General features: G+C 70.5%; 23 protein-coding genes and 1 tRNA gene. 14 read left to right on the forward strand and 10 right to left on the reverse strand.

Going from position 1 to position 25,611, the window contains the following annotated elements:
• The first annotated feature begins 84 nt into the window (after positions 1-84).
• Complete coding sequence (locus ABZS71_RS20185; RefSeq protein WP_356211908.1) at positions 85-1,089, forward strand: ATP-binding protein; 1,005 nt, start codon at positions 85-87, stop codon at positions 1,087-1,089.
• Here ABZS71_RS20185 and ABZS71_RS20190 read toward each other — a convergent pair.
• Entirely contained in the window at positions 1,070-2,476 is a 1,407-nt protein-coding gene (locus ABZS71_RS20190) for a hypothetical protein (protein ID WP_356211911.1), read from the reverse strand. The two genes, ABZS71_RS20185 and ABZS71_RS20190, sit on opposite strands and share 20 nt — an antisense overlap.
• Before the next feature lie 281 nt (positions 2,477-2,757).
• Between ABZS71_RS20190 and ABZS71_RS20195 the strand changes: the two genes are divergently transcribed.
• The 6 genes from ABZS71_RS20195 (at position 2,758) to ABZS71_RS20220 (ending at position 10,821) form a co-directional block, all read left to right on the forward strand.
• Positions 2,758-5,244 carry a SulP family inorganic anion transporter gene (locus ABZS71_RS20195; protein ID WP_356211914.1) on the forward strand — a complete coding sequence of 829 codons (2,487 nt, stop codon included), beginning with the start codon at positions 2,758-2,760 and terminating at the stop codon, positions 5,242-5,244.
• Positions 5,245-5,365: 121 nt separating this feature from the next.
• Positions 5,366-7,327 (forward strand): acetate--CoA ligase, encoded by a 1,962-nt coding sequence (acs, locus tag ABZS71_RS20200; RefSeq protein WP_356211917.1) that lies wholly within the window; start codon positions 5,366-5,368, stop codon positions 7,325-7,327.
• A 225-nt stretch (positions 7,328-7,552) separates the two neighbouring features.
• Positions 7,553-8,944, forward strand: a complete 1,392-nt coding sequence (gene nhaA / locus ABZS71_RS20205) for a Na+/H+ antiporter NhaA (protein WP_356211920.1) — start codon at positions 7,553-7,555, stop codon at positions 8,942-8,944.
• 145 nt (positions 8,945-9,089) lie between these two features.
• Entirely contained in the window at positions 9,090-9,551 is a 462-nt protein-coding gene (locus tag ABZS71_RS20210; RefSeq protein ID WP_355841545.1) for a phage holin family protein, read from the forward strand.
• Complete coding sequence (locus tag ABZS71_RS20215; RefSeq protein WP_355841542.1) at positions 9,548-10,474, forward strand: alpha/beta hydrolase; 927 nt, start codon at positions 9,548-9,550, stop codon at positions 10,472-10,474. Before ABZS71_RS20210 ends, ABZS71_RS20215 begins: the two co-directional genes overlap by 4 nt.
• A gap of 143 nt (positions 10,475-10,617) precedes the next feature.
• Positions 10,618-10,821 carry a hypothetical protein gene (locus ABZS71_RS20220; RefSeq protein WP_355841539.1) on the forward strand — a complete coding sequence of 68 codons (204 nt, stop codon included), beginning with the start codon at positions 10,618-10,620 and terminating at the stop codon, positions 10,819-10,821.
• Between the two features lie 96 nt (positions 10,822-10,917).
• Here ABZS71_RS20220 and ABZS71_RS20225 read toward each other — a convergent pair whose 3' ends face one another.
• Genes ABZS71_RS20225 through nth form a run of 3 tightly spaced genes read right to left on the reverse strand, consistent with a single transcriptional unit; the run spans position 10,918 to position 13,709 of the window.
• Positions 10,918-12,117: a MarP family serine protease gene (locus ABZS71_RS20225; RefSeq protein WP_356211923.1), complete on the reverse strand. Its 1,200-nt coding sequence runs from the start codon at positions 12,115-12,117 to the stop codon at positions 10,918-10,920.
• 12 nt (positions 12,118-12,129) lie between these two features.
• Entirely contained in the window at positions 12,130-12,816 is a 687-nt protein-coding gene (locus tag ABZS71_RS20230) for a CoA pyrophosphatase (protein WP_356211926.1), read from the reverse strand.
• Positions 12,813-13,709, reverse strand: a complete 897-nt coding sequence (gene nth, locus ABZS71_RS20235; protein WP_356211929.1) for an endonuclease III — start codon at positions 13,707-13,709, stop codon at positions 12,813-12,815. The genes ABZS71_RS20230 and nth overlap by 4 nt, the downstream gene beginning before the upstream one ends.
• 223 nt (positions 13,710-13,932) lie before the next feature.
• Here nth and ABZS71_RS20240 point away from each other — a divergent pair, with 223 nt between their 5' ends.
• On the forward strand, positions 13,933-14,607 hold the full coding sequence (locus ABZS71_RS20240) for a Crp/Fnr family transcriptional regulator (protein WP_014061749.1): 675 nt from the start codon (positions 13,933-13,935) through the stop codon (positions 14,605-14,607).
• Positions 14,608-14,719: 112 nt separating this feature from the next.
• Here the strand turns inward: ABZS71_RS20240 and ABZS71_RS20245 are convergent, their stop codons facing one another.
• From ABZS71_RS20245 to ABZS71_RS20260, 4 genes are all read right to left on the reverse strand, one after another.
• Complete coding sequence (locus tag ABZS71_RS20245; protein WP_356211932.1) at positions 14,720-15,550, reverse strand: MBL fold metallo-hydrolase; 831 nt, start codon at positions 15,548-15,550, stop codon at positions 14,720-14,722.
• A complete protein-coding gene (locus ABZS71_RS20250; protein ID WP_356211935.1) occupies positions 15,547-16,548 on the reverse strand; it encodes an NUDIX hydrolase in 1,002 nt (333 codons plus the stop codon). Before ABZS71_RS20250 ends, ABZS71_RS20245 begins: the two co-directional genes overlap by 4 nt.
• Before the next feature lie 188 nt (positions 16,549-16,736).
• On the reverse strand, positions 16,737-17,204 hold the full coding sequence (locus tag ABZS71_RS20255; RefSeq protein ID WP_356211938.1) for a RidA family protein: 468 nt from the start codon (positions 17,202-17,204) through the stop codon (positions 16,737-16,739).
• Positions 17,201-17,359 carry a DUF4177 domain-containing protein gene (locus tag ABZS71_RS20260; protein ID WP_003991873.1) on the reverse strand — a complete coding sequence of 53 codons (159 nt, stop codon included), beginning with the start codon at positions 17,357-17,359 and terminating at the stop codon, positions 17,201-17,203. Before ABZS71_RS20260 ends, ABZS71_RS20255 begins: the two co-directional genes overlap by 4 nt.
• 72 nt (positions 17,360-17,431) lie before the next feature.
• On the opposite strand from ABZS71_RS20260, the gene ABZS71_RS20265 reads away from it, so the two are divergent.
• From ABZS71_RS20265 to ABZS71_RS20275, 3 genes are read left to right on the forward strand one after another with little or no spacing between them, the layout of a single operon-like run.
• A complete protein-coding gene (locus ABZS71_RS20265) occupies positions 17,432-18,409 on the forward strand; it encodes an ArsA-related P-loop ATPase (RefSeq protein ID WP_356211941.1) in 978 nt (325 codons plus the stop codon).
• Positions 18,406-18,642 carry a hypothetical protein gene (locus tag ABZS71_RS20270; RefSeq protein ID WP_356211944.1) on the forward strand — a complete coding sequence of 79 codons (237 nt, stop codon included), beginning with the start codon at positions 18,406-18,408 and terminating at the stop codon, positions 18,640-18,642. Before ABZS71_RS20265 ends, ABZS71_RS20270 begins: the two co-directional genes overlap by 4 nt.
• Positions 18,639-19,967: an ArsA family ATPase gene (locus ABZS71_RS20275; RefSeq protein ID WP_356211946.1), complete on the forward strand. Its 1,329-nt coding sequence runs from the start codon at positions 18,639-18,641 to the stop codon at positions 19,965-19,967. The genes ABZS71_RS20270 and ABZS71_RS20275 overlap by 4 nt, the downstream gene beginning before the upstream one ends.
• 585 nt (positions 19,968-20,552) lie before the next feature.
• Here the strand turns inward: ABZS71_RS20275 and ABZS71_RS20280 are convergent.
• Positions 20,553-20,888, reverse strand: a complete 336-nt coding sequence (locus ABZS71_RS20280; RefSeq protein ID WP_030829787.1) for a WhiB family transcriptional regulator — start codon at positions 20,886-20,888, stop codon at positions 20,553-20,555.
• A gap of 387 nt (positions 20,889-21,275) precedes the next feature.
• Between ABZS71_RS20280 and ABZS71_RS20285 the strand changes: the two genes are divergently transcribed.
• Entirely contained in the window at positions 21,276-23,528 is a 2,253-nt protein-coding gene (locus tag ABZS71_RS20285; RefSeq protein ID WP_356211948.1) for a transglycosylase domain-containing protein, read from the forward strand.
• A 383-nt stretch (positions 23,529-23,911) separates the two neighbouring features.
• Here the strand turns inward: ABZS71_RS20285 and ABZS71_RS20290 are convergent, their stop codons facing one another.
• The gene (locus ABZS71_RS20290) at positions 23,912-24,382 is read right to left on the reverse strand and encodes a GatB/YqeY domain-containing protein (protein ID WP_355841510.1); all 471 of its coding nucleotides are present in this window, start codon (positions 24,380-24,382) and stop codon (positions 23,912-23,914) included.
• 77 nt (positions 24,383-24,459) lie between these two features.
• Here ABZS71_RS20290 and ABZS71_RS20295 point away from each other — a divergent pair, with 77 nt between their 5' ends.
• Entirely contained in the window at positions 24,460-25,389 is a 930-nt protein-coding gene (locus tag ABZS71_RS20295; protein ID WP_355841507.1) for a metallophosphoesterase, read from the forward strand.
• A gap of 97 nt (positions 25,390-25,486) precedes the next feature.
• Positions 25,487-25,560: transfer RNA gene (locus ABZS71_RS20300), tRNA-Pro, on the forward strand.
• Positions 25,561-25,611 lie beyond the last annotated feature (51 nt).

Genomic DNA, 25,611 nt, shown 5'->3' on the forward strand with positions numbered 1-25,611 from the left:
CCGCCCGCCGGCACCCCTCGTTGGAGTGGTCTTCTTCACGTAAATCCCTCGGGGAAGGGGGTCGCTCACCTACGCTACGTGAACATGAAGATCGCTTTCGTAGGCAAGGGCGGCAGCGGCAAGACGACGCTGTCGTCGCTGTTCATCCGCCATCTCGCCGCCACTCGCGCCCCGGTCGTCGCCGTCGACGCCGATATCAACCAGCACCTGGGCGCGGCGCTGGGTCTCGACGAGGAGGAGGCCGCCGCACTGCCCGCCATGGGCGCCCATCTTCCATTGATCAAGGACTACTTGCGCGGTACGAACCCCCGGATCGCCTCCGCCGAGACCATGATCAAGACAACCCCGCCGGGTGAGGGGTCGCGGCTGCTGCGGATCGCCGAGGACAACCCCGTCTACGAGGCATGCGCCCGGACCGTACCGCTGGACGACGGGGAGGTGCGGCTGATGGCGACCGGCCCCTTCACCGAGTTCGATCTCGGCGTCGCCTGCTATCACTCCAAGGTCGGCGCGATCGAGCTGTGCCTGAACCATCTCGTGGACGGGCGCGGGGAGTTCGTCGTCGTCGATATGACGGCGGGCAGCGACTCCTTCGCCTCCGGGCTCTTCACCCGCTTCGACATGACGTTCCTGGTCGCCGAGCCCACCCGGAAGGGAATCGCCGTCTACCGCCAGTACAAGGAGTACGCCCGCGACTTCGATGTGGCGTTGCGCGTGGTCGGCAACAAGGTGCAGGGACCGGACGACCTCGCCTTTCTGCGCGCGGAGGTGGGCGAGGACCTGCTGGTCACCTTCGGCCATTCCGACTGGGTCCGGACGATGGAGAAGGGCCGCCCGCCCCGGTTCGCGGAGTTGGAGCAGCCGAACCGCGATGCGCTGCGGACGCTGCACGACGCGGTGGACGCCTCGTACGACCGGCGCGACTGGCGGCGGTACACGCGTCAGATGGTGCACTTCCACCTGAAGAACGCGCAGAGTTGGGGAAACGCGAAGACGGGTACCGATCTGGCCGCCCAGGTCGACCCCGCCTTCACGCTGGATGAGTTCGTCACGGACGAGCGGCCGGCGGCTACTCCCGCTCCCGCCTAGTCCGCCCCTCACGCTCGGGATCCCGCTTCCGCTCCCGCTCGGATGTCCGTTTCCGCTCGGATGCGTGCTCCCGCCCGGACGCGTGCTCCCGCTCCCGCTCGGCCGGGGCCGCCGAGCGGGGGAAGGTCGGCTCGGCGGCCAGATAGCGCTTCCAGCCGCCCGGCGGCCGCCTGCCGACGTCCAGCGCGCGCAGCTTCTCCAGGACGTCGGGGTTCTGCGCGTCCAGCCAATCGGCCAGCTGTTTGAAGGAGACACAGCGCACGCCCTCGCGCGGGCAGACCTCCTTGATGACGTCCTCGACGGCGCGCATATAGGTTCCGCCGTTCCAGGACTCGAAGTGGTTGCCGATGAACAGGGGTGCGCGATTGCCTTCGTACGCCCGCTCGAAGGCGGCGAGCATGCCGTCGCGCATCTGGTGGCCCCATGCGGCGCGCTTCGACCGGGTGCCCTTGCCCGTACCCGACTGGTTGGCGAGGAAGTTGTAGTCCATCGAGAGCGTCTCGAACTGGCGGCCCGGCACCGGGATCTGCTGGAGCGGGAAGTCCCAGATGCCGTGGATCGTGTGGGGCCAGATCTGAAGGCCGCCGACCGAGCTCGCGTCGTAGCGCCAGCCCATCTTCCTGGCCGCCCGGATCAGATTCTTCTGCCCCTCCAGGCAGGGGGCACGGCCGCCGACGAGCTCCTTGTCGTAGTCGAAAGGCAGCGACTCCTCGTGCCCGAGGCCCGAGTTGGTCTTCCAGTTCTTGACGAACGACTCGGCCTGCCGGGTCTCGCTGATCCACTGGCGGGTGGACCAGGTGCCGACACCGCCGTGGGGCCCGCAGAAGTGCCCGTTGAAGTGGGTGCCGATCTCATTGCCGTCCAGCCAGGCGCCCCGGAGCTGCTCCACGGTGTCCTTGATGCCCTTGACGCTGTTGAAGCCGATGGACGAGGCGCCGCGCGGATGCTTCGGCGGGTCGTAGAGATCGCGCTTGTCTGCGGGCAGCAGGTACACACCGCTGAGGAAGTACGTCATCGTCGCGTCGTACTTCGTGCCGACCGCACGGAAGTGGGAGAACAGCTTCTGCTCGTCCTGGCCCGCGCCGTCCCAGGAGAAGACGACGAACTGCGGCGGTTTCTCACCGGGTTGGAGCGGCTCGGTCCTTGGCTGATGGGGCTGAGGGCCGGTGTCGGAGGTCGATCCGTCGCCGATGACCCGGACCGCCTTCGCGGCCTGCTCGGGATGCTTCGGCGCGGCCGGGCCCTTCTGCGGACGGTCCCTGTCGTGGCGCGGACCCGCGTAGCCGCCTGAGCCGTGCGAACCTCCGGATCCTCCGGAACAGTTGACCAGCACGGAGAGCGCCGCCGTCACGGCGAGCCATGCAGTGACGTTTCTTCTGACTCTCACGCCGCCACCTCGTCCCTCTTGTCGTTCCTTGACCCGGGGAGCTTTGGCCGGATGGGAGCCAACCTCACATAGAGGCACCAAAGGACAGAGGATGACAAGGCATTTCAAATGACTATTCACCCGATAGATGGAATATCAGCGCACTTCCCCGCAAAACGCTCCCCGTTGACTTTACTCAGCATTACGATTCATTTACCAACGCTTGGGAGTCATCACCGCAGTACGCCGTGACCCACGGCCGCGCGCTTGCCCGCGACCGCGAAGCCCCGGAGGAGACGGGAATGTTGAAGCTCGTGGACCGGATCGACGGAGCTTCCTGCCGCAGGGATCTCTCCGCCTCGATCGTCGTCTTCCTGATCGCTATTCCTCTCTCCCTGGGCATCGCGCTGGCCACCGGCGCCCCGCTCCATGCCGGACTCGTGGCCGCCGCCGTCGGCGGCATCGTGGCGGGGCTGCTCGGTGGTGCCCCGTTGCAGGTCAGCGGGGCCGCCACCGGCCTCGTGGTGGTCACCGCCGACCTGGTGCAGAGATACGGCTGGCGCACCACCTGTGCGATCACCGTGCTCGCGGGCGTCGCCCAGCTGGCCCTCGGCGCGCTGCGGGTCGCCCGCGCGGCGCTCGCGATCAGCCCGGCCATCGTCCATGGCATGCTCGCGGGGATCGGCGTCGTCATCGCGGTCGGCCAGCTCCATGTGGTGCTCGGAGACAGCCCCGACAGCTCGGTGATCGACAATCTCGCCGCACTGCCCGCCGAGTTGAGCGATCCGCACCCGGCCGCCCTGCTGGTCGGGGCGATCACCGTCGGGGTGCTCACGCTCTGGCCGCGGCTGCCGGGCCGGGCGGGGCGTATGGCGCGAGCGGTTCCGGCGCCGCTCGCTGCGGTGGCGGCGGCCAGCGCGACCGGCGCGGGGATGTCCCTGCCGCGCGTCGAGCTGCCGTCCTGGGAAGCGCCCGCGCTCCCCGGGCTCCCGGACGGCCCGGTGCTCGGTTTGATCGCCGCCGTGCTGACCGTCACGCTCGTGGCGAGTACGGAGTCGCTGCTGTCCGCCGCCGCTGTCGATCGCCTGAGGACCACACCGGTCGACACACCACCGGTCGACACACCCACGGGCAGCGGCCCGGGCGCTCACGGCAGTACTCACCACGGCGCCCATCCGGGCGCTCGCCCCGGCCCTCACTCCGACCGGCCCGCCCGGCTCAATCGGGAGTTGGCCGGGCAGGGCGCCGCCAATGTGGTGTCCGGGCTGCTGGGCGGGCTGCCGATCGCGGGTGGCGCCATCCGGGGCTCGACGAATGTACGGGCCGGTGCCGTGACCCGGCTCTCCACGGTGCTGCACGGTGCATGGGTGCTGCTGTGCGCGGGGCTGCTGGCCGGGGTGCTGGAGCTGATCCCGCTGGCCGCGCTCGCCGCGCTGATCATGGTGGTGGGCGTGAAAATGGTGAACTTCGCGCATATCAGGGACGTCCAGCGCAATCGCGCGTTCCCGGTGTACGCGGCGACGCTGGGCGCCGTCGTCCTCCTCGGGGTGGGTCAGGGTGTGGCCGTCGGCATCGCGGTCGCCGTCTTCACGGCGCTGCGCCGGCTGACCCGCACCCGGATCACCGTGACCGAGGAGGGCGGCCACCACCGGGTGCGGGTGAGCGGTCAGCTGACCTTCCTCGCGGTGCCCCGGCTCACCCGGGCCCTGGCGCAGCTGCCCGCGGGGGCGAGTGTGGTGGTCGAGCTGAGGGGCTCGTTCATGGACCACGCCGCGTACGACGCCCTGCAGTCCTGGTCCGACGGGCACCGGGCGCGCGGCGGCGGGGTCACGCTCGGCGGCCGGTCGGGGCGGCCGATCGCGGAGCCGGTCAGCACGCATGCCTGCCGGCCGTGGACGCCCTGGCGCAACCACCACTGCACCCGCCCCGCCCCGGCGGCCGCACCCGGCGGCGGACACAGCGGCGGGCAGCTGCTCGGCGGCGTGAGCGCGTTCCAGCGCAACACCGCACCGCTGGTGCGCGAAGAGCTGGCACGGCTGGCGCGGGAGGGACAGCGGCCCACCCAGCTCTTTCTGACCTGCGCCGACTCCCGTCTGGTCACCAGCATGATCACCTCCAGCGGACCCGGCGATCTGTTCACCGTGCGCAATGTGGGCAATCTGGTGCCACCGCCGGGCACCGATGCCTCCTGCGATTCGGTGGGCGCGGCGATCGAGTACGCGGTGGAGGTGCTCAGGGTCAGCAGCATCACGGTGTGCGGGCACTCCGGGTGCGGGGCGATGCAGGCGCTGCTCGGCTCGTCGGTCCCGGTTCAGACGCCACCACCCGGGGCGTCCGATGGGACGTCCGGCGGGACATCGGGCGGGGCCTGCGACGGGGCGTCCGGCGCCGGCGCGCAGACGCCACTGGCGCGCTGGCTGCGCCACGGCAGACCGGGGCTGGCGCGGATGGAGCGGATCGGGCGGTTGGGGCGTGGCGAGGTCGCGCTGGCCGACCGGCCGGTGGCCGACGATGTGGAGCGGCTGGCACTGATCAATGTGATGCAGCAGCTCGACCATCTGATGGAGCACCCCTGCGTCGCGCGGCGGGTAGCGGAGGGCGGGCTGGCGCTGCACGGGATGTATTTCCATGTGGCGGAGGCGCAGGCGTATGTCCTGGACACCGCTTCGGGCACCTTCCTGGCCGTCCGGCCGGACCATGGCGGGCCGATGGCCGCCTGTGTCGGCGGTGAGGCCGGCGTGGAGTCCGGCGGCTGCGGTCCGGCACCGGAAGTCCTGGAGGTGAGGTGATCAGCGCAGGAGCGATGACAGGTCTAAACCAATTTTCGCACGACAGCCCTTGTCAGGGTGTGCCGTGGCCTGATGAGCTATGGCCCGGGACACAACGGACACCCTGGGAATGGGAGATGTCGTGAGCAACGAAAGCCTGGCCAACCTTCTTCGGGAGGAGCGTCGCTTCGCGCCGCCCGCCGACCTGGCCGCGAACGCCAACGTCACAGCGGAGGCGTATGAGCGGGCAAAGGCGGACCGCCTGGGCTTCTGGGCCGAACAGGCCCGTCGGCTGACCTGGGCAACCGAGCCGAACGAGACGCTGGACTGGTCGAACCCGCCGTTCGCGAAGTGGTTCGCCGACGGCAAGCTCAATGTGGCGTACAACTGCGTCGACCGGCACGTCGAGAACGGCCTGGGCGACCGCGTGGCCATCCACTTCGAGGGGGAGCCAGGTGACACCCGGAGCCTGACCTATGCGGAGCTGCAGCGGGAGGTCTCCCAAGCGGCCCACGCGCTGACCGAGCTGGGGGTCCAGGCGGGTGACCGGGTCGCCATCTATCTGCCGATGATCCCCGAGACCGTGGTCGCGATGCTGGCCTGTGCCCGTATCGGCGCCCCCCACTCCGTGGTCTTCGGCGGCTTCTCGGCCGACGCTCTCGCCACCCGGATCCAGGACGCCGACGCCCGCGTCGTCATCACCGCCGACGGCGGCTACCGCCGGGGCAAGCCGTCCGCGCTCAAGCCCGCCGTCGACGAGGCGCTGACCCGCCCGGGCACCGAGAACGTGCGCAGTGTGCTGGTCATCCGCCGCACCGGCCAGGAGACGGCCTGGAGCGAGGGCCGCGATGTGTGGTGGCACGAGATCGTCTCCCGCCAGCCGGAGCAGCACACCCCGGAGGCGTTCGACGCCGAGCACCCGCTGTTCATCCTCTACACCTCGGGCACGACCGGTAAGCCGAAGGGCATCCTGCACACCACCGGCGGCTATCTCACCCAGGTCTCCTACACCCACCACGCCGTCTTCGACCTCAAGCCGGAGTCCGACGTCTTCTGGTGCACGGCGGACGTCGGCTGGGTCACCGGTCACTCGTACATCGTCTACGGCCCGCTCTCCAACGGTGCGACCGAGGTGCTCTACGAGGGCACGCCGGACACCCCGCACCAGGGCCGCTGGTGGGAGATCGTCCAGAAGTACGGGGTCACGATCCTGTACACCGCCCCGACCGCGATCCGCGCCTGCATGAAGTGGGGCGACGACATCCCGGCCAAGTTCGATCTGTCCTCGCTGCGCCTCCTCGGCTCGGTCGGCGAGCCGATCAACCCCGAGGCATGGGTCTGGTACCGCAAGAACATCGGCGCGGACACGACGCCCGTCGTCGACACCTGGTGGCAGACCGAGACCGGCGGCATCATGATCAGCCCGCTGCCGGGCGCCACCGCGACCAAGCCCGGCTCGGCCCAGGTGGCGCTTCCCGGGATCGCCGCCACCGTCGTCGACGACGAGGCGAACGAGGTGCCGAACGGCTCCGGCGGCTATCTGGTGCTCACCGAGCCGTGGCCGTCGATGCTCCGTACGATCTGGGGCGACGACCAGCGCTATCTGGACACCTACTGGTCCCGCTTCGACAAGCGCTACTTCGCGGGCGACGGAGCCAAGAAGGACGACGACGGCGACATCTGGCTGCTCGGCCGGGTGGATGACGTCATGCTGGTCTCCGGCCACAACATCTCGACGACCGAGGTCGAGTCGGCGCTCGTCTCGCACCCCAAGGTCGCCGAGGCCGCCGTCGTCGGGGCCACCGATCCGCAAACCACCCAGGCCATCTGCGCCTTCGTCATCCTGCGCGGCGGCGCCGCCGAGGACGATGGGCTGGTCGAGGAGTTGCGGGCCCATGTGGCCAAGCAGCTGGGCCCGATCGCCAAGCCCCAGCGGATCATGCCGGTGGCGGAGCTGCCCAAGACCCGCTCCGGCAAGATCATGCGCCGGCTGCTGCGCGATGTCGCCGAGAACCGCGCGCTCGGCGATGTCACCACGCTCACCGATTCCTCCGTCATGGAGCTGATCCAGAGCAAGCTGCCGTCCGCCCCCAGCGAGGACTGACACCGGGCTCACACTGCGGTCGGCCACCGAGGACCGGCCTGGTCATAGCGGTGTAGCGGATGATGGGCGCCCCCGCCTGGCAAGGGGGCGCCCCTCAACGATTGCGGTTAGGGTGGTTACCGGTCGTGTAAAGAGCGCGACAAGAGTGTCAGAGGCGCGCCGGGAAGACTGGTCGGCACACACGACATGTGTGTCCGCACCACCGACCCCCAGGAGGCCCCGCCAGTGGCCGCGCCCACCAGCCGTAAGTTCCTCGGGCGCATGCCGCTGCCCGAGCGGACGTTCGTCACCGACGCGCTGCGCACCGAGACCGTCGGCGGCATGATCCTGCTCGTCGCCGCGATCGCCGCGCTGATCCTCGCGAACACCCCGCTCAGCGACTTCTACGGCGACGTACGGGACTTCTCCTTCGGCCCGCAGGCGCTGCATCTCCATCTGTCGGTCGCCTCCTGGGCCACCGACGGGCTGCTCACCGTCTTCTTCTTCGTGGCCGGTATCGAGCTCAAGCGCGAGCTCGTGGCGGGCGAGCTGCGCGACCCGAAGGCCGCCGCGCTGCCCGTGGTCGCCGCCGTCTGCGGTATGGCCGCACCCGCGCTCGTCTACGTCACCGTCAGCGCGGCCGGCGGCGGCAGCCTCCGGGGCTGGGCGGTGCCGACCGCGACCGACATCGCCTTCGCGCTCGCCGTCCTCGCCGTCATCGGCACCGCGCTGCCCGCCGCCCTGCGCGCGTTTCTGCTCACCCTCGCGGTGGTCGACGATCTCGGCGCGATCCTGATCATCGCGATCTTCTTCACCCAGGACATCGACCTCGTCGCCCTGGGCCTGTCCTTCGCCGGTCTCGCCCTCTTCTGGCTGCTGCACCACAAAGGCGTGCGCGGCGCCTATGTCTATGTCCCGCTCGGGATCGTGATCTGGGCGCTGATGCACGCGAGCGGAGTGCACGCCACCGTCGCGGGCGTCGCGATGGGCCTGATCCTGCGCTGCACCGTGCGCGAAGGCGAGGACCACTCCCCCGCCGAGCGCATCGAACACCGGGTGCGCCCCCTGTCGGCGGGGCTCGCCGTGCCGCTCTTCGCCCTGTTCGCGGCCGGGGTGCCGATCTCCGGCGACGCCGTCGCGGACGTCTTCACCCGCCCCGAGACCCTCGGCGTCGTCCTCGGCCTCGTCGTCGGCAAGGCCATCGGCGTCTTCGGGGGCTCCTGGCTCGCCGCCCGCTTCACCAGGGCCAAGCTCAATGAGGATCTGGCCTGGGCGGATGTGCTCGCCGTCGCCACCCTCGCCGGAATCGGCTTCACCGTCTCCCTCCTCATCGGCGAACTGGCCTTCCCCGACGACCCCGCGCTCGCCGAGAAGGTGAAGGCGGCGGTCCTCATCGGCTCGGTGTGCGCCGCGCTGATCGCGGGCGTCCTGCTGAAGCTGCGTAACAACGAGTACCAGCGGCTGTGTCAGGAGGAGGAGCGGGACGAGGACATGGACGGCATCCCCGACATCTATGAGCTCGACAGCCCGGAGTACCACCTGCGGATGGCCGCCATTCATGAGGCGAAGGCCGCCGAGCACCGGCGGCTTGCCGAAGTGGCTGCCGCGGACGACTCCGGCGACGATGGTCCGGCATGATCTGAGAGGCTTGACGACCGTGGAAATGCGCAGAAGACCTACCAAGCGCAGAAGACACATCAAGCGCGGTTGACGTGGCAAGCGCAGAACGCGGCAATAGACGCGGTAAGAGCGGAAGACACACAAGAGCAGAGGGAGATGGGCGATGAGCGCAGCCGACGACGGCGGCAACCGCAGCCTCGGCCAGCTGGTGGCAACGGCGACCACCGAGCTGTCCGTGCTGATGCACGACGAGATCGCGCTGGCCAAGGCCGAGCTCCGGGTGGGGGCCAAGCGTGCCGCGGCCGGCAGCGGCGCGGGCATGGTGGCCGGTGTGCTGGTGCTGTTCTCGCTTCCGGTGCTGAGTTTCGCCCTCGCCTACGGTATGCGCGCCTGGACCGGCCTCGGCCTCGCCTGGTGCTTTCTGATCGTGGGCGGCATCTACTGGCTGCTCGCCGGAATCGCGGGCCTGTTCGCGCTGCTGAAGTTCAAGAAGGTCAAGCCCCCCAAGCGGTCCATCGCCTCGTCCAAGGAGACGGCGGCCGTACTGGGGAACGTCAAGCCGCATCCGCGCGCGGCGGCCAATGGCGGACGCCCGGCACGGGATGTGACACGCTCATCGACATGACCGTCCCTGACAGCTCCGCGTCGGTCGTACGGCTCGACGGCCCCTGGACCCACCGGGATGTCGCGGCCAACGGCGCGCGCTTCCACATCGCCGAGCTGGGTGACGGCCCGCTGGTGCTGCTGCTGCACGGCTTTCCGCAGTTCTGGTGGGCCTGGCGGCACCAGCTGACCGCGCTCGCCGACGCCGGCTACCGGGCGGTCGCGATGGATCTGCGCGGGGTGGGCGGCAGCGACCGTACGCCCCGGGGCTACGACCCGGCCAACCTGGCCCTCGACATCACCGGTGTGGTCCGCTCGCTCGGCGAGCCGGACGCCGCGCTCGTCGGCCATGACCTGGGCGGATATCTGGCGTGGACGGCCGCCGTGATGCGGCCGAAGCTGGTCCGGCGGCTTGCGGTGGCCTCGATGCCGCATCCGCGGCGCTGGCGCTCGGCGATGCTCGCGGACGTCAAGCAGAGCGCCGCCAGCTCGCACATCTGGAGCTTCCAGCGGCCCTGGCTGCCCGAGCGCGCCCTGGTCGCGGACGACGCGGCGGCCGTGGGCCGGCTGATCCGGGACTGGTCCGGGCCGCGGCTGCCCGAGGACGAGGCGGTGGAGGCGTACCGGCGGGCGATGATGATCCCGTCGACCGCGCACTGCTCGATCGAGCCCTACCGCTGGATGGTGCGGTCGCTGGCACGCCCGGACGGTTTCCAGTTCAACCGGCGGATGAAGCGGCCGGTGCGGGTGCCGACACTGCATCTGCACGGGTCACTCGACCCGGTGATGCGCACGCGCAGCGCGGCGGGCTCCGGGGAGTACGTGGAGGCGCCGTACCGCTGGCGGCTCTTCGACGGGCTCGGCCATTTCCCGCACGAGGAGGATCCGACGGCCTTCTCCACCGAGCTGATCAACTGGCTGAAGGACCCCGAACCCGACCGCTGAGCGTGACCGGCGGTACGCATAGCGGCCATCTCGCCCACCGCGTGCGAACACGTGTCGTACGAACAGCCAATTGCCTGGAGCATAGGCCAATTGGCGCAGCCAGTGGCGATTACGGACCTTGGGCCACGGGCAGAGACCGGGGTATGGGCTGGACGCACGACTACCGTGACGCACCAAGCGGCCGCGGCTCCGAAGCCGCCGCCGCTGCCAATGCCGCGCTGAGCGTTTCCGGGCGGGGCGGCTCCGGGCCTATCCAAGGCCATGACCCCGATATGGGGATTCCTCGCATCATCCGCCGCCGTGCCCGCTGGGTGTCGGCGCGGCTGCGCCATCCCCGCAGCCGCTAGCACCGCACCACTGGCATCGCCCGGCACGACGGGTATCGCCCGGCATCGCCCGGCACCACCGGCATCGCCCGGCGTCTCCGGTACCACCGCCGCTCGCTAGAGGGCACACCCCTGGCTGTCCACCGGCTGGTCGGCGGTACGCCCCTGCTCGGCGTCCGTGCGCACCTCGTCCGCCGTCAGCGCGTACCCGGTGTTGGCGTCGTCGAGCGACTTGGCGAAGACGACGCCGTACACCCGGCCCTGCGGGGTGAGCAGCGGGCCGCCGGAGTTGCCCTGCCGCACCGTCGCGTACAGCGAGTACACATCGCGGTGCACGGTGGTGCGGCGGTAGATGTCCGGGCCGTTGGCCTGGATACGGCCGCGGACGCGGGCGGCGCGCACATCGAACGCGCCGTTCTCCGGGAATCCGGCGACGATCGCGTCATCGCCGGTGCGCGCGTCGTCCTGGGCGAACTGGAGCGCCGGCGCGCCCAGCGAGGGCACGTCGAGGACCGCGATATCGCGCTTCCAGTCGTAGAGCACGACCTTCGCGTCGTAGAGCCGGCCCTCGCCGCCTATCTGGACGGTCGGCTCGTCGACCCCGCCGACCACGTGGGCGTTGGTCATCACCCGGTTCGGCGCGAAGACGAAGCCGCTGCCTTCGAGGACCTTGCCGCAGCCGGGGGCGGTGCCGACCACCTTCACGATGCTCTGCTGGGCGCGGGTGGCCACCGGGGACTGCCCGAGCGCCGGGTCCGGCTGCGGCACCGAGGTGATCGGCTCGTTCGCGAAGGGCGAGAAGACCTGCGGGAAGCCGCCCTGCGCGAGCACCGAGGAGAAGTCGGTGAACCAGGTGTCCGCCTGCTCCGGGACGACGCGGGAGACCCCGAGCAGCACCTTGGAGCTGCGGACCTCCTTGCCCAGGGTGGGCAGGGAGGTGCCGGCCACGGCCGAGCCGATCAGCCAGGCGACCATCAGCATCGCCATGACGTTGACCAGCGCACCGCCGGTCGCGTCCAGGGCGCGCGCGGGTGACCAGGTGATGTACCGGCGCAGCTTGTTGCCCAGATGGGTGGTGGCAGCTTGGCCAACCGAGGCACACACGATCACCAGCACCACCGCCACAACGGCGCCGAAGGTGCCCGGCGACGCCTTGACGGAGGTGCCGTCCCAGATGACCGGCAGCAGATAGACCGCGATCAGTCCGCCGCCGATGAATCCGGTCACCGACAGCACGCCGACGACGAAACCCTGGCGGTAGCCGATGACCGCGAACCATACGGCGGCGAGCAGCAACAGGATGTCCAGCACATTCACCGGGACACCGTCTCACGCGCGCCAGTCGAGTGGGACGTGCCTGGCACGGTCCCACGGTCGCTCCCATCCCGCGTAGTGCAGGATGCGATCGATCACTCCGGCCGTGAAACCCCAGACCAGAGCCCCTCCAACCAGGAATCCGGGCCCCCGGTGACCACTCGGGTGGACCGTCGTCGCCCGGTTCGCCGGTTCCGTGAGATCCGCCACGGGAACCGTGAAGACCCGGGCCGTCTCGGCCGGGTCCACCGGCTGGACCGGGCTGGGCCGGTGCCACCAGCCCAGCACCGGTGTCACGACGAAGCCGCTGACCGGGATGTAGAGCCGCGGCAGCACCCCGAAGATCTGGACGCCCGAGGGGTCGAGCCCCGTCTCCTCCTCGGCCTCGCGCAGCGCCGCGCGCAGCGGCCCCGCCCCGTCCGGATGGCCGTCCTCCGGGTCGAGCGCACCGCCGGGGAAGGAGGGCTGGCCCGCGTGCGAGCGCAGGGAGCCGGAGCGCTCCATGAGCAGCAGCTCGGGGCCACCGGGCCCCTCCCCGAAGAGCACCAGCACGGCTGAGGGGCGGCCGCCGCCCTGCGGCGGCGGCAGAAACCGGCTCAGCTGGAGCGGCTCGATCGTCTCGGCCACGCGGGCGACGGGAAGCAGCCACTCGGGCAGCCCCTGCAGACTGACCCCCACGCCCCCGTCGTAGGTGCTCGTCACTCGGCGGCTCCCGGGGCTCCGGCGGCTCCTGCCGCCCCCAGGGGCGGGGCCGGGCGGCCCGGGTAGTCGGCCGGCGGGCGCAGCCGCTGGCCCGGCTGGCCTCCCATTTCGTACTTCAGCAGCTTCTTCGCCTTGTCCGGATCGGTCTCGCCCTCCCCGTACGACGGGCACAGCGGGGCGATCGGGCAGGCGCCGCACGCGGGCTTGCGGGCGTGGCAGACGCGGCGGCCGTGAAAGATGATGCGGTGCGAGAGCATCGTCCACTCGCTCTTCGGGAAGAGCGCGGCGATCTCCGTCTCGACCTTCTCCGGATCCTCCTGCTCGGTCCACTTCCAGCGCCGCACCAGCCGACCGAAGTGGGTGTCCACGGTCAGACCCGGCACTCCGAAGGCATTGCCGAGGACCACATTGGCGGTCTTACGGCCGACGCCGGGCAGCGTCACCAGGTCCTTCAGACGCCCCGGCACCTCGTCGCCGAACCGGTCGCGGAGGGCGGCGGACAGGCCGAGCAGCGATTTGGCCTTGGCGCGGAAGAAGCCGGTCGGCCGGATCAGCTGCTCCAGGACCTCGGGGTCGGCCGCCGCCATGTCCTCGGGGGTCGGGTAGGCGGCGAAGAGCGCGGGGGTGGTCTGGTTGACCCGCAGATCGGTGGTCTGGGCGGACAGGACGGTGGCCACCAGCAGCTGGAAGGGGTTCTCGAAATCCAGCTCGGGATGGGCGTACGGATACACCTCGGCGAGATCGCGGTTGATGCGCCGGGCGCGGCGGACGAGCGCGAGCCGGGACTCGGGCCGGGCGGCCCCGGAAGCCTTGACAGATTTGTGCGGCTTCGCGGCTTTCGCCGTCTCGTCGGATCCCTGTTCGCCCACAGCGGAATTTCGAGGTGCGGTCACCCGTCCGGCCCCCTTGTCCTGTGCTCTCACCGGCGTATTGGACACCCGGCCAGCCTAAGCCCAGCCACTGACATCCGCCCCGGCCACCGCGAAGAGGCCGCTAATCGGACCCTGCCGCACGGTCCGAGAAGCCAGTGCGTCAAACTTGTGATTGATCGCACTGTTTTACCGTCCGGCATCATGGGGACGACGGTCCCCTGTGCATGTCGACAAGGAGAGACTCGTGGACGACGTTCTGCGGCGCGCCCCGCTCTTCGCGGCGCTCGATGACGAGCAGGCCGCTGAGCTGCGCGCCTCCATGGGAGAGGTCACCCTCGCGCGGGGTGATGCGCTCTTCCACGAAGGGGACCCCGGCGACCGGCTGTACGTGGTCACCGAGGGCAAGGTGAAGCTCCACCGCACCTCTCCCGACGGCCGCGAGAACATGCTGGCCGTGCTCGGCCCCGGCGAGCTGATCGGGGAGCTGTCACTGTTCGACCCCGGCCCGCGCACCGCGACCGCCACCGCCCTCACCGAGGTCAAGCTGCTCGGCCTCGGCCACGGCGACCTCCAGCCGTGGCTCAACGCACGCCCCGAGGTCGCCTCCGCGCTGCTGCGCGCCGTGGCCCGGCGTCTGCGCAAGACCAACGACCAGATGTCGGACCTCGTCTTCTCCGACGTTCCCGGCCGGGTCGCCAGGGCCCTGCTGGACCTGTCGCGCCGCTTCGGCGTGCAGTCGGAAGAGGGCATCCATGTCGTCCACGACCTGACCCAGGAGGAGCTGGCCCAGCTGGTCGGCGCCTCCCGCGAGACCGTCAACAAGGCCCTCGCCGACTTCGCGGGCCGCGGCTGGCTGCGCCTGGAGGCGCGCGCCGTGATCCTGCTGGACGTCGAGCGGCTCGCCAAGCGCTCTCGCTGACGCAGGGGGCGTTTACCCCGCGGAACGCGCAGAAGGGCCCTCGCCGGAAGCTCCGGCAAGGGCCCTTCGCCGTGCGGCGGCCACTCGGCTCGGCAGGCCCACCCCACCGGCCTCAGATCAGATCGTGCTCATCCAGATAGTCCAGCTGGGCGCGGACCGACAACTCCGCGGCCGGCCACAGGGACCGGTCCACGTCCGCGTAGACCTGGGCCACGACCTCCGAGGGTGTGCGGTGGCCGTCCTCGACCGCCGTCTCCACCTGCGCGAGGCGGTTGGCGCGATGCGCCAGGTAGTACTCCACCGCGCCCCGGGCGTCGTTCAGGACGGGCCCATGGCCCGGGAGCACCGTCGAGACGCCGTCGTCCACCGTCATCGACCGCAGCCGGCGCAGCGAGTCCAGATAGTCGCCGAGGCGTCCGTCCGGGTGCGCGACGACCGTAGTACCGCGGCCGAGCACCGTGTCGCCGGTGAGGATCGCGGCGTCGGCCGGAAGGTGGAAAGACAGCGAGTCGGCCGTATGGCCCGGCGTGGGGACCACCCGCAGCTCCAGGCCGCCGGTGGTTATCACGTCTCCCAGCTCCAGCCCCTCGTCCCCCAGCCGCAGCGCCGGGTCCAGAGCCTGTACGCGCGTACGCGTCAGCTCGGCGAAGCGCGCCGCGCCCTCCGCGTGGTCCGGGTGGCCATGGGTGAGCAGCGTCAGCGCGACGCGCTTGCCCGCCCTCTCGGCCGTGGCGATGACGTCCTTGAGGTGGGCGTCGTCGAGCGGCCCGGGGTCGATGACGACGGCGAGATCGGAGTCCGGCTCGGCGACGATCCAGGTGTTGGTGCCGTCCAGCGTCATGGGCGAGGGGTTCGGCGCCAGGACGCATACGGCCCGGTCGGTGGCCGGGCCACCGACGGCGCCCGCGCGCGGCCGGCCGGGCAGAGCGGCTGCGTACGTCATGCGGAGGTTCCCCCCGTAGCGCCCGGGATGTGCTTGGTGAACTCGTCATGGCCCGGCCAGCTCAGCACGAGCTCCCCGTTCTCCAGCCGCGCCTGTGCCAGGACCGGCGTCAGATCCCGGTCCGCGGCAGCGGCCAGCGCGTCGGCGACCGTGCCGTGCGGCCGCAGCTCGCGCAGGGTCGCGATGGTGGGCGGCATCATCAGCAGCTCGCCCCGGTCGTAGCCGTCGGCCGCCGCGCCCGGCCGGATCCAGACGGTCCGGTCCGCCTCCGTGGAGGCATTGCGGGTGCGCTGCCCCCGCGGCAGCGCAGCCACGAAGAACCAGGTGTCGTAGCGGCGCGGTTCGAACTCCGGGGTGATCCAGCGGGCCCAGCAGCCGAGCAGATCCGAGCGGAGGACGAGCCCGCGGCGGTCGAGGAACTCGGCGAAGGACAGGTCCCGGGCGACGAGCGCCGCGCGGTCCGCCTCCCAGTCGTCGCCCGTCGTGTCCGCGACAACCGTATGCGGCGTGGGGCCCGCGAGCAGCACCCCCGCCTCCTCGAAGGTCTCGCGGACCGCCGCGCACACGATGGCCTGCGCCTGTGTCGCGTCGCCCGGGTCGAGGCCCAGCCGCTGCGCCCACTGGGCGCGCGAGGGCCCGGCCCAGGCGACCATCCGTTCGTCGCGCGGATCCACGGAACCGCCCGGATAGGCGTACGCGCCTCCGGCGAAGGCCATGGAGGCGCGTCTGCGCAGCATGTAGACGGCGGGCCCGTCCGCCCCGTCCCGTACGGCCTCCGCGGCCGTCTCAGCCCCTCCCAAGGCCCCGGCGGCGCTTGCCGCCTCGTCGGGCCTCTCCGGCGCGTACTCCCCGTCCCCGCCCCGCTCGTCCGGTCCGTCCCGCAGCAGCAGCACGGTGGCGGCCCGGCGTGGCGTCACCGGCTTGAGCTTGCCGGCCGACAGCAGCCGGATCCGCTCCGGCCACTCGGGCGGGTACCACTGGCCATTCGTAGTGGACATGGCCGGATGCTATGCGTTTGCGGGCTGATGTTCGAGGGGCATCCGTCGGCGTGGAGCCGCCCCCGGCGCGGGCGCCGGTGCGTGCGCCGTCCAGTGCACCGGTTCAGTCATCGGCTCACTCACCGGTCCGCCCGGTCCGCGCGCCCGTCCGTGTACGGGTCCGATCACCGGTCCGCACACGGTTCCGTTCACTGGTTCGCGATCTCGACCTGGATCTCCACCTCGACCGGCGCGTCCAGCGGCAGCACCGCCACGCCCACCGCGCTGCGCGCGTGCACGCCCGCGTCGCCCAGTACCTCGCCCACCAGCTCGCTCGCGCCATTGACCACACCCGGCTGGCCGGTGAAGTCCGGCGCCGAGGCGACGAAGCCCACGACCTTCACGACCCGCGCGATCTTGTCGAGATCGCCGACGACCGACTTCACGGCGGCCAGGGCGTTCAGCGCGCAGATCCGCGCCAGCTCCTTGGCCTCCTCCGGGGTCACCTCCGCGCCGACCTTGCCGATCACGCCCAGCGTGCCCTCGACCAGCGGCAGCTGACCCGAGGTGTAGACGTACGAACCCGTGCGGACCGCGGGCACATAGGAGGCGAGGGGCGCCGCGACCTCGGGGAGCTTCAGACCGAGGCCGGCGAGCTTCTCCTCGACCCCGCTCACTGCTTTTCCCGCTTCAGGTAGGCCACCAGCTGCTCCGGGTTGTTCGGCCCGGGGACGACCTGGACGAGCTCCCAGCCGTCCTCGCCCCAGGTGTCCAGAATCTGCTTCGTGGCGTGCACGAGCAGCGGTACGGTCGCATATTCCCACTTGGTCATGGGGCCGACTGTAATGCCTCTCCGTCGGGCCCTGGTGCGTAGCCGGCGGGGCTACTGGTTAGGCTCCCCAGTGTGAGCAGGCTTCATGTCGTCAGTGGCAAGGGCGGAACCGGCAAGACCACGGTCGCCGCCGCACTCGCGCTGGCCCTCGCGGCCGATGGCAGGCGAACCCTGCTGATCGAGGTCGAAGGACGCCAGGGCATCGCGCAGCTCTTCGAAACGGAGGCGCTGCCCTACGAAGAGCGGAAGATCGCCACCGCGCCGGGCGGCGGGGAGGTGCACGCTCTGGCGATCGATCCGGAGTTCGCGCTCCTCGACTACCTCCATATGTTCTACAAGCTGGGCTCGGCCGGACGCGCCCTGAAGAAGCTCGGCGCGATCGACTTCGCGACCACCATCGCCCCGGGGCTGCGGGATGTACTGCTGACCGGCAAGGCGTGCGAGGCGGTGCGCCGTAAGGGCAAGGACGGCCGCTTCGTCTACGACTCCGTGATCATGGACGCCCCGCCGACGGGCCGGATCACCCGCTTTCTGAACGTCAACCATGAGGTGGCGGGGCTGGCCCGGACCGGCCCGATACACAATCAGGCCCAGGCCGTGATGCGCGTCCTGAAGTCCCCCCAGACGGCGGTCCATATGGTGACGCTCCTGGAGGAGATGCCGGTCCAGGAGACCGCGGACGGCATCGCGGACCTGAGCGCGGACGGCCTTCCGACGGGCGCGGTCATCATCAACATGGTGCGGCCTGCGATCCTCGACCACGAGGCCGTCGAGACCGCCGCGAACGGACAGCGCGCGGCCGTCGCCAAGGCGCTCTCGCAGGCGGGGCTGGGCGGCGCGCGCCGCGGTGGCCTCGCCGAGCGGCTGGTCGACCCGCTGCTGGCACAGGCGCGCGAGCACGCGGAGCGCGTCGCGCTGGAGCGGGCACAGCGAGCCGAGCTGGACGGGCTGGGGCTGCCGCTGCACGAGCTGGAACTGCTCACCGACGGCATCGACCTGGCCGGGCTCTATCGGCTGGCGGCGGATCTGCGCAAGCAGTGGCCGTCGTGAGCGGCGCCGGCGCGGACCGTAGTACGGACGCCACGGGCACGATGCCGGGCACAACGGACGCCGACGCGCTGGACGCTGACACGACGCGCGTCGGCGCGCCGGGCCGTGGCGCTACGGCCACCGGCGCTACGGGCACCGGCGCCACGGGCACCGGCGCTACGGGCACTACTGGCAGCACGAGCGGTACGAGCGGTACGAGCAGCGGTTCGAGCCGTACGCAGGAGGCGGCATGAGCATGGACGTGGCACCCCGGCTGGACACCGACGCGCTGCTGGACGCCCCGCAGACCCGCATCGTGGTGTGCTGCGGCTCCGGCGGCGTCGGCAAGACCACCACGGCCGCCGCCTTGGGCGTACGGGCCGCCGAACGCGGCCGTAAGGTCGTCGTCCTCACCATCGACCCGGCCCGCCGGCTCGCCCAGTCGATGGGCATCGACGCGCTCGACAACGTACCGCGGCGGGTGGAGGGCGTCGGCGGCGAGAACGGCGGCGAACTGCACGCCATGATGCTGGACATGAAGCGGACCTTCGACGAGTTCGTCGAGGCACACGCCGACCCCGAGCGCGCCCGCGCGATCCTGGCGAACCCCTTCTACCAATCACTTTCGGCCGGTTTCGCGGGCACGCAGGAGTACATGGCCATGGAGAAGCTCGGCCAGCTGCGGGCCCGCGAGGAATGGGACCTGATCATCGTCGACACCCCGCCGAGCCGGTCGGCGCTGGACTTCCTGGACGCGCCGAAACGTCTCGGCTCGTTTCTGGACGGGAAGTTCATCCGGGTGCTGATGGCCCCGGCGAAGGTCGGCGGCAGGGCCGGGATGAAGTTCCTGAACGTGGGCGTGTCGATGATGACGGGCACGGTCAGCAAGGTGCTCGGCGGACAGCTGATGCGCGATGTGCAGACGTTTGCCGCTGCGATGGACACGATGTTCGGCGGCTTCCGTACCCGCGCGGAGGCCACCTACCGGCTGCTCCAGGCTCCTGGTACGGCGTTCCTGGTCGTGGCAGCCCCGGAGCGGGACGCCCTGCGGGAGGCCGCGTACTTCGTCGAGCGGCTGGCCGCGGACCGGATGCCGCTGGCCGGGCTGGTGCTGAACCGGGTGCACGGCAGCGGGGCCGAACAGCTGTCCGCGGAACGGGCGCTGGCGGCCGCGGAGACCCTGTCCCTGTTGGACGACCCGGCGGACCTCGCCCAGGGGAGTGATCCGGCCAAGAACGGCGACGGCGCAGAAAATCTTGCCGTCGGCGGCATTGTCGATCCCCACTCAGGGAATGCTCAAGCGCGGAACCCCTCGGCAGCGGACCCCGACGTCTCCCCCACGTCGGCGGACACGTCGGCGGAGCGGCTCGCCGCGGGACTGCTTCGGCTGCACGCGGAGCGTATGCAGGTGCTCGGACGCGAGCGGCGCACGCACGACCGCTTCACGGCGCTGCACCCCGAGGTTCCGGTGGCCCAAGTGGCCGCACTCCCTGGAGACGTACACGACCTGACAGGGCTGCGGGCGATCGGCGAGCGCCTCGCGGACCCGGCGGAGCGGACCAAGCGCGCAGCGGGCTGAGCCTGCGGCCCATGGCGGGCTCGGCCCATAGCGGCCTGGTCCATGGCGACTTGGCCCATGGCGACTTGGCCGTGACGGGCCTGCCGCGTCGCAGGCTGAAGGCCGGGGTCACAGGCTGAAGGCTGGGCTGAGGGCATGGCAGGCTGACCCGGTGTGCCCATGGCGGCGGGCGCCCATGGCGGCGGGCGCCCATGGCGGCGGGCGCCCACGGCATCGCGCGCCCATGGCGGCGGGCGCCCACGGCATCGCGCGCCCATGGCGGCGGGCGCCCCGGCGAGTTCCCCACGGCGGGCCAACCCCCGGCCCGCCGACACCCGTCGACGCCGCGCCGCCCGTCCCACGGCTGACCGCGTCGATGACCGCGGCCGTGCCCGTACTGGACGGGGCATGCGCGTACCCGTGCCCGCCCTGACAAGGCGCGCCCGTAATGCGCACCCCCACTCGTGCACGTTGTGCCCGTGACGAGAGGTGGGTGAGATGACACGGAGGCGAGACGCAGTCGCCAGCCGATCACCGGCCGAAGTCGATCTCTGACCGACCCCAACCGACCATTCACCGACCGCCGACCGACACCCCCCGTTCGGCCTATCCGACGGCGGCGAAGCGCTCGTACTCCTCGTCGTCGAAGGGCAGGATGCCCGCGCTGCGCTCGTACTCGGTGCGCGCGGTCTCCAGGAGCCTGCGCCAGGAGGTCACCGTCGGCCGGCGGCGCAGCAGTGCCCGCCGCTCGCGCTCGGTCATCCCTCCCCACACGCCGAACTCGACGCGGTTGTCCAAGGCGTCCGCAAGGCACTCGGTGCGCACCGGGCATCCGGTGCAGACCGCTTTGGCCCTGTTCTGTGCCGCGCCCTGGACGAACAGTTCATCTGGATCAGTAGTGCGGCAGGCGGCCTGCGCACTCCAGTCGGTTACCCAGCCCATGCTGGCGCCGTCCTCTCCCGAATCGGAGCTCCCCCACGGCGACAAACGGCATATTCACCGTCGCCAGTTGAGGACGTTACGGAAGGCAGGCAGGGCGCAACACCCCCTGCGGGCCCAATCTTGGATGGCCCGAACGGACTATGGGTACGCGGCAGATCACCCAACGGAGTGAGCTGGCGACATTTGCGATTACTAGTGCAAACCCGGGCAGTTCACCCGCCGAACAACGGGCAGCTCATGACAGGGGACCGCAATCCGGACAGGTCTCATCACTCACTTGAGTGAGAGTGGGGGGTGTGGCACAGCCACACACCTGTGACTGGCGTGAAACAGCTTAGGCGAACACGTGGTCCCCTGTCCGGCGATTCGACACGTAGGCTGCCCCCTATGGGTAACACGCGCTCGGGCGGGGGGCTGTCCACCGCTCAACAGGCCGCCAAGTTCCTCGGCGCCAGCGCGCTGGCCGGTGCTGTCATGGCCGGACTCGCGCTTCCCGCCGTCGGCGCGCTCGGCCTCGCGGCCAAGGGAACGGTCGAGGAATTTGACGACATTCCGGCCAATCTCAAGACACCGCCGCTCAGCCAGCGGACCACCATCCAGGACGCCAAGGGCGGCGAGATCGCGAAGGTCTACTCCCGCGACCGCACCATTGTGAAGCTGAAGGACATCTCCCCGTACATGGGCAAGGCGATCGTCGCGATCGAGGACGCGCGCTTCTACGAGCACGGGGCGATCGACCTCAAGGGCGTGCTGCGCGCCCTCAACAAGAACGCCCAGAACGGCGGCGTCTCACAGGGTGCCTCCACACTCACCCAGCAGTATGTGAAGAACGTCTTCGTCGAGGAGGCGGGCGACGACGAGCAGAAGGTCGCCGAGGCCACCCAGCAGTCCATCGGCCGCAAGATCAAGGAACTGAAGTACGCGATCAAGGTCGAGAAGGAACTGGGCAAGAAGCGGATCCTGGAGAACTATCTGAACATCACGTTCTTCGGGCAGCAGGCGTACGGCATCGAGGCCGCCTCCCAGCGTTATTTCAGCGAACCCGCCAAGGATCTGAAGCTGGAGCAGGCCGCGCTGCTGGCCGGCCTCGTCCAGTCGCCGAGCCGCTACGACCCGGTCGCGAACCCGGAGACGGCCAAGGCCCGCCGCGACACCGTGCTGCAGCGCATGGCCGAGGTGAAGGACATCACCCCGGCGCAGGCCGCCGCCGCCAAGAAGAAGCCGCTCGGCCTCAAGGTCAGCATGCCCAGAAGCGGCTGTATCACAGCCCTCCAGGGCGCCGGCTTCTTCTGTGACTACGTCCGCGAGGTCTTTCTCAACGATCCGGTCTTCGGCAGGACGCCCGAGGCCCGCGCCAAGCGCTGGACCCAGGGCGGTCTGACGATCCGTACGACCCTCGACCCTCAGGCCCAGAAGTCGGTCCAGAAGTCGATCAAGGCGCATGTCTACCAGTCCGACTCGGTCGCCACCGCCGTCTCGCTCGTCGAGCCGGGCACCGGCAAGGTGCTGGGGATGGGCCAGTCCAAGCCGTACGGCTTCGACAAGGACGAAACCGAGATAAACCTCTCCGCGGACAAGTCCATGGGCGGCTCGAACTACGGCTTCCAGGTCGGCTCGACCTTCAAGCCGATCACCGCCGCTGCCGCCATCGAACAGGGCAAGAAGCCGTACCAGCGCTACTCCTCGCCGTACAAGATGGAGTATCCGAGCCCCGTCACCACCTGCAAGGGCTCCTGGAGCAACAGCGAAGGCGCGACCGTCTCGAACGAGAACGAGAAGGAGGTCGGCCCGTACGGCATGAAGGAGGCGACCGCGAAGTCGGTCAACACCTACTTCGTCCAGCTGATCAGCGACATCGGGGTCTGCCCGGTGACGCAGATGGCCGACAAGATGGGCGTGAAGCGCGCCGACGGCAAGGAGCACAACCAGGTGCCCTCCCTCACCCTCGGCAGCGAGGGCTTCTCCCCTCTGACCATGGCCAACGCGTACGCGACCTTCGCCAACCGCGGCGTCCACTGCTCCCCCGTCTTCATCGAGTCGATCACCGGCCCGGGCGGCAAGGCGCTGCAGGTCCCGAAGTCGACATGCTCGCGTGCCATGTCGGAGAAGACCGCGGACACCATCAACACGCTGCTGCGCGGTGTGGTCGAGGACGGCACCGGCAAGCAGGCCGGCCTCCGGAACCGGCCGAGCGCGGGCAAGACGGGTACGACGGACGAGCGGAAGGCCGCCTGGTTCGTCGGCTACACCCCCAACCTGGCGGGCGCGGTATGGGTCGGCGGCCCCGGGGCCAAGGGCGTCAAGATGGAGAACATCACCATCGGCGGTGTCCCTCACGACAAGGTCTACGGCGCGGACACCCCCGGCCCCATCTGGAAGGACGCGATGAGCGGCGCGCTGGAGGGCAAGCCCGCGCCGAACTTCATCACCGTGCCGATCAAGGACCCGAGCCAGCACAAGCCCGACCCCGGCAAAAAGCCGGGCGGCGGCAGGCCCGGTAACGGCAACGGCGGCGGAGACAACGGCGGCCAGGAGAAGCCCTGGCCGGACATCTCCCTCCCCCCGGACCTGATCGGCGGCGGCAACGGAAACGGCGGCGGGAACGGAAACGGGAACGGCGGCTGGCGGTTGCCGCAGTAGCGGTGGCTGAGCGCTCAGTGCTGACCGCTGGCGGGCTGGGGGCTGTGGAAGGGGGCCGGACAGAGATGTCCGGCCCCCTTCTATATACGCGCCATGGCCGACGGCCGAGCCCCTACCGACGACGGCACCGACCCACGGGCGAGGGGCGTCGGCCCCAGGCTGGAAGGCACCGACCCACGGACGACGGGCGTCGGCCATGGGCGCAAGGCACCGACCGACTGGCGACCGGCACCAACCATGGGCGACCGGCGCCTGCCCACGGGCGACGGGCACCGACCCGCGAACCGACAGCCTTCCCGCACACCGGCAAACCGGCCGTCCACCCGCAGGCACCTACCGCCCGCAGACACCTACCGTCAGCGGGTTCCTACCACCCGTAGTCCCTACCCGCCCGCGAGCTGCCGCTTCACGGCGGCCGCGACCCGGCCGCCCTCAGCCCGGCCGGCGATCTTCGGATTCACGATCTTCATCACGGCACCCATGGCCCGCGGCCCCTCGGCGCCGCCGGCCGCGGCCTCCCGTACCGCCTCGGCCACCAGCGCGTTCAGCTCGTCGTCCGTCAGCGGCTTCGGCAGATACCCGGCGAGCACCTCGCCCTCCGCCCGCTCCCGCTCGGCCTGCTCGGCCCGCCCGCCCTTGGCGAAGGCGTCGGCCGCCTCGCGGCGCTTCTTCGCCTCGCGCGCGATGATCTTCTCCACCTCGGCATCGGACAGCTCACGAGCGCTCTCGCCCGCGACCTCTTCCCTCTGGATCGCGGTGAGGGTCAGCCGGAGAGTGGAGGAGCGCAGCTCGTCGCGCGCCTTGATCGCTGCGGTGAGGTCATCATGCAGCTTGGACTTGAGCGTGGTGGTCATGGCGTCGAGTCTGCCAGCACTGGCCGGGAATCACCCGAAGATTTCACCCCCGGCGGCGTTCTGCGACCATGGTGACCATGCGCGCGCGATACGGAGTACCTCTGGGAATCACGGCGGTCGGCGCAGCCGGTCTCGCCTACGCCGTCGGCTTCGAAGTCCGGTCCTTCAGACTCCGGCGGATCAGCGTCCCCGTGCTCCCGCGCGGGATGCGGCCCCTGCGCGTCCTGCAGGTCTCGGACATCCACATGGTGAGCGGACAGCGCAAGAAGCAGCGTTGGCTCCAGTCCCTGGCCGGGCTGCGCCCCGATTTCGTCGTGAACACGGGCGACAACCTCTCGGACCCGGAAGGCGTACCGGAGGTCCTGGACGCGCTCGGCCCCCTGATGGAGTTCCCCGGCGCGTATGTCTTCGGCTCTAACGACTACTACGGACCGAAGCTGCGCAATCCCGCCCGCTATCTGATGGAGAAGGCGAGCGGACGACACGGTCTGAACGGCAACGCCCCGGCCGTCGGCGCGATCCACAACCCCTGGCACGAGCTGCGCGACGCCTTCGACGCCGCCGGCTGGGTCGGGCTGTCGAACACCCGGGGCCGACTCAAGCTGAACGACATCGAGATCGCCCTCACCGGCCTCGACGACCCCCACATCAAGCGCGACCGCTACGCCGAGGTGGCCGGCGGCCCCGAGCAGGGCGCCGACCTCTCCCTCGCCGTGGTCCACGCCCCGTACCTACGCGTGCTCGACGCCTTCACCGCCGACCGCTACCCCCTGATCCTCGCCGGCCACACCCACGGCGGCCAGCTGTGCATCCCCTTCTACGGCGCCCTGGTCACCAACTGCGACCTCGACACCCGCCGCGTCAAGGGCCTCTCCCACCACCAGGCCGGCGGCCACACCTCCTACCTCCACGTCTCCGCAGGCTGCGGCACCAACCGCTACACCCCCATCCGCTTCGCCTGCCCCCCGGAAGCCACCCTCCTGACCCTGACCCCCGAAGACACCTGACCGGGCCCACCCCGGCCCCCACCGCCCCCACCTGCGATAGCTCGAAAACCGGATTTCGTGTCTGGCCACAGGTCCGCTAAAGTAGAGCTCGTTGCTTCGGGGTGTAGCGCAGCTTGGCAGCGCGCTTCGTTCGGGACGAAGAGGTCGTGGGTTCAAATCCCGCCACCCCGACTGAAGAAACACCAGGTCAGGGGCCTGATCCGCATAGCGGGTCAGGCCCCT

Origin of the sequence: Streptomyces sp. NPDC005393 (assembly GCF_040606675.1) — a bacterium.
In the GTDB taxonomy this organism is placed as follows: Bacteria; Actinomycetota; Actinomycetes; order Streptomycetales; family Streptomycetaceae; genus Streptomyces.

Bases quoted from the DNA above. Each gene is read 5' to 3' on its own strand.
- ABZS71_RS20260 (WP_003991873.1), bottom strand. From the start codon at position 17,359: ATGACCAAGTGGGAATATGCGACCGTACCGCTGCTCGTGCACGCCACG.
- ABZS71_RS20185 (WP_356211908.1), top strand. From the start codon at position 85: ATGAAGATCGCTTTCGTAGGCAAGGGCGGCAGCGGCAAGACGACGCTG.
- ABZS71_RS20250 (WP_356211935.1), bottom strand. From the start codon at position 16,548: ATGTCCACTACGAATGGCCAGTGGTACCCGCCCGAGTGGCCGGAGCGG.
- ABZS71_RS20220 (WP_355841539.1), top strand. From the start codon at position 10,618: ATGGGCTGGACGCACGACTACCGTGACGCACCAAGCGGCCGCGGCTCC.
- ABZS71_RS20290 (WP_355841510.1), bottom strand. From the start codon at position 24,382: ATGACCACCACGCTCAAGTCCAAGCTGCATGATGACCTCACCGCAGCG.
- ABZS71_RS20210 (WP_355841545.1), top strand. From the start codon at position 9,090: ATGAGCGCAGCCGACGACGGCGGCAACCGCAGCCTCGGCCAGCTGGTG.
- ABZS71_RS20285 (WP_356211948.1), top strand. From the start codon at position 21,276: ATGGGTAACACGCGCTCGGGCGGGGGGCTGTCCACCGCTCAACAGGCC.
- ABZS71_RS20295 (WP_355841507.1), top strand. From the start codon at position 24,460: ATGCGCGCGCGATACGGAGTACCTCTGGGAATCACGGCGGTCGGCGCA.
- ABZS71_RS20215 (WP_355841542.1), top strand. From the start codon at position 9,548: ATGACCGTCCCTGACAGCTCCGCGTCGGTCGTACGGCTCGACGGCCCC.
- ABZS71_RS20195 (WP_356211914.1), top strand. From the start codon at position 2,758: ATGTTGAAGCTCGTGGACCGGATCGACGGAGCTTCCTGCCGCAGGGAT.
- ABZS71_RS20275 (WP_356211946.1), top strand. From the start codon at position 18,639: ATGAGCATGGACGTGGCACCCCGGCTGGACACCGACGCGCTGCTGGAC.
- ABZS71_RS20245 (WP_356211932.1), bottom strand. From the start codon at position 15,550: ATGACGTACGCAGCCGCTCTGCCCGGCCGGCCGCGCGCGGGCGCCGTC.
- ABZS71_RS20280 (WP_030829787.1), bottom strand. From the start codon at position 20,888: ATGGGCTGGGTAACCGACTGGAGTGCGCAGGCCGCCTGCCGCACTACT.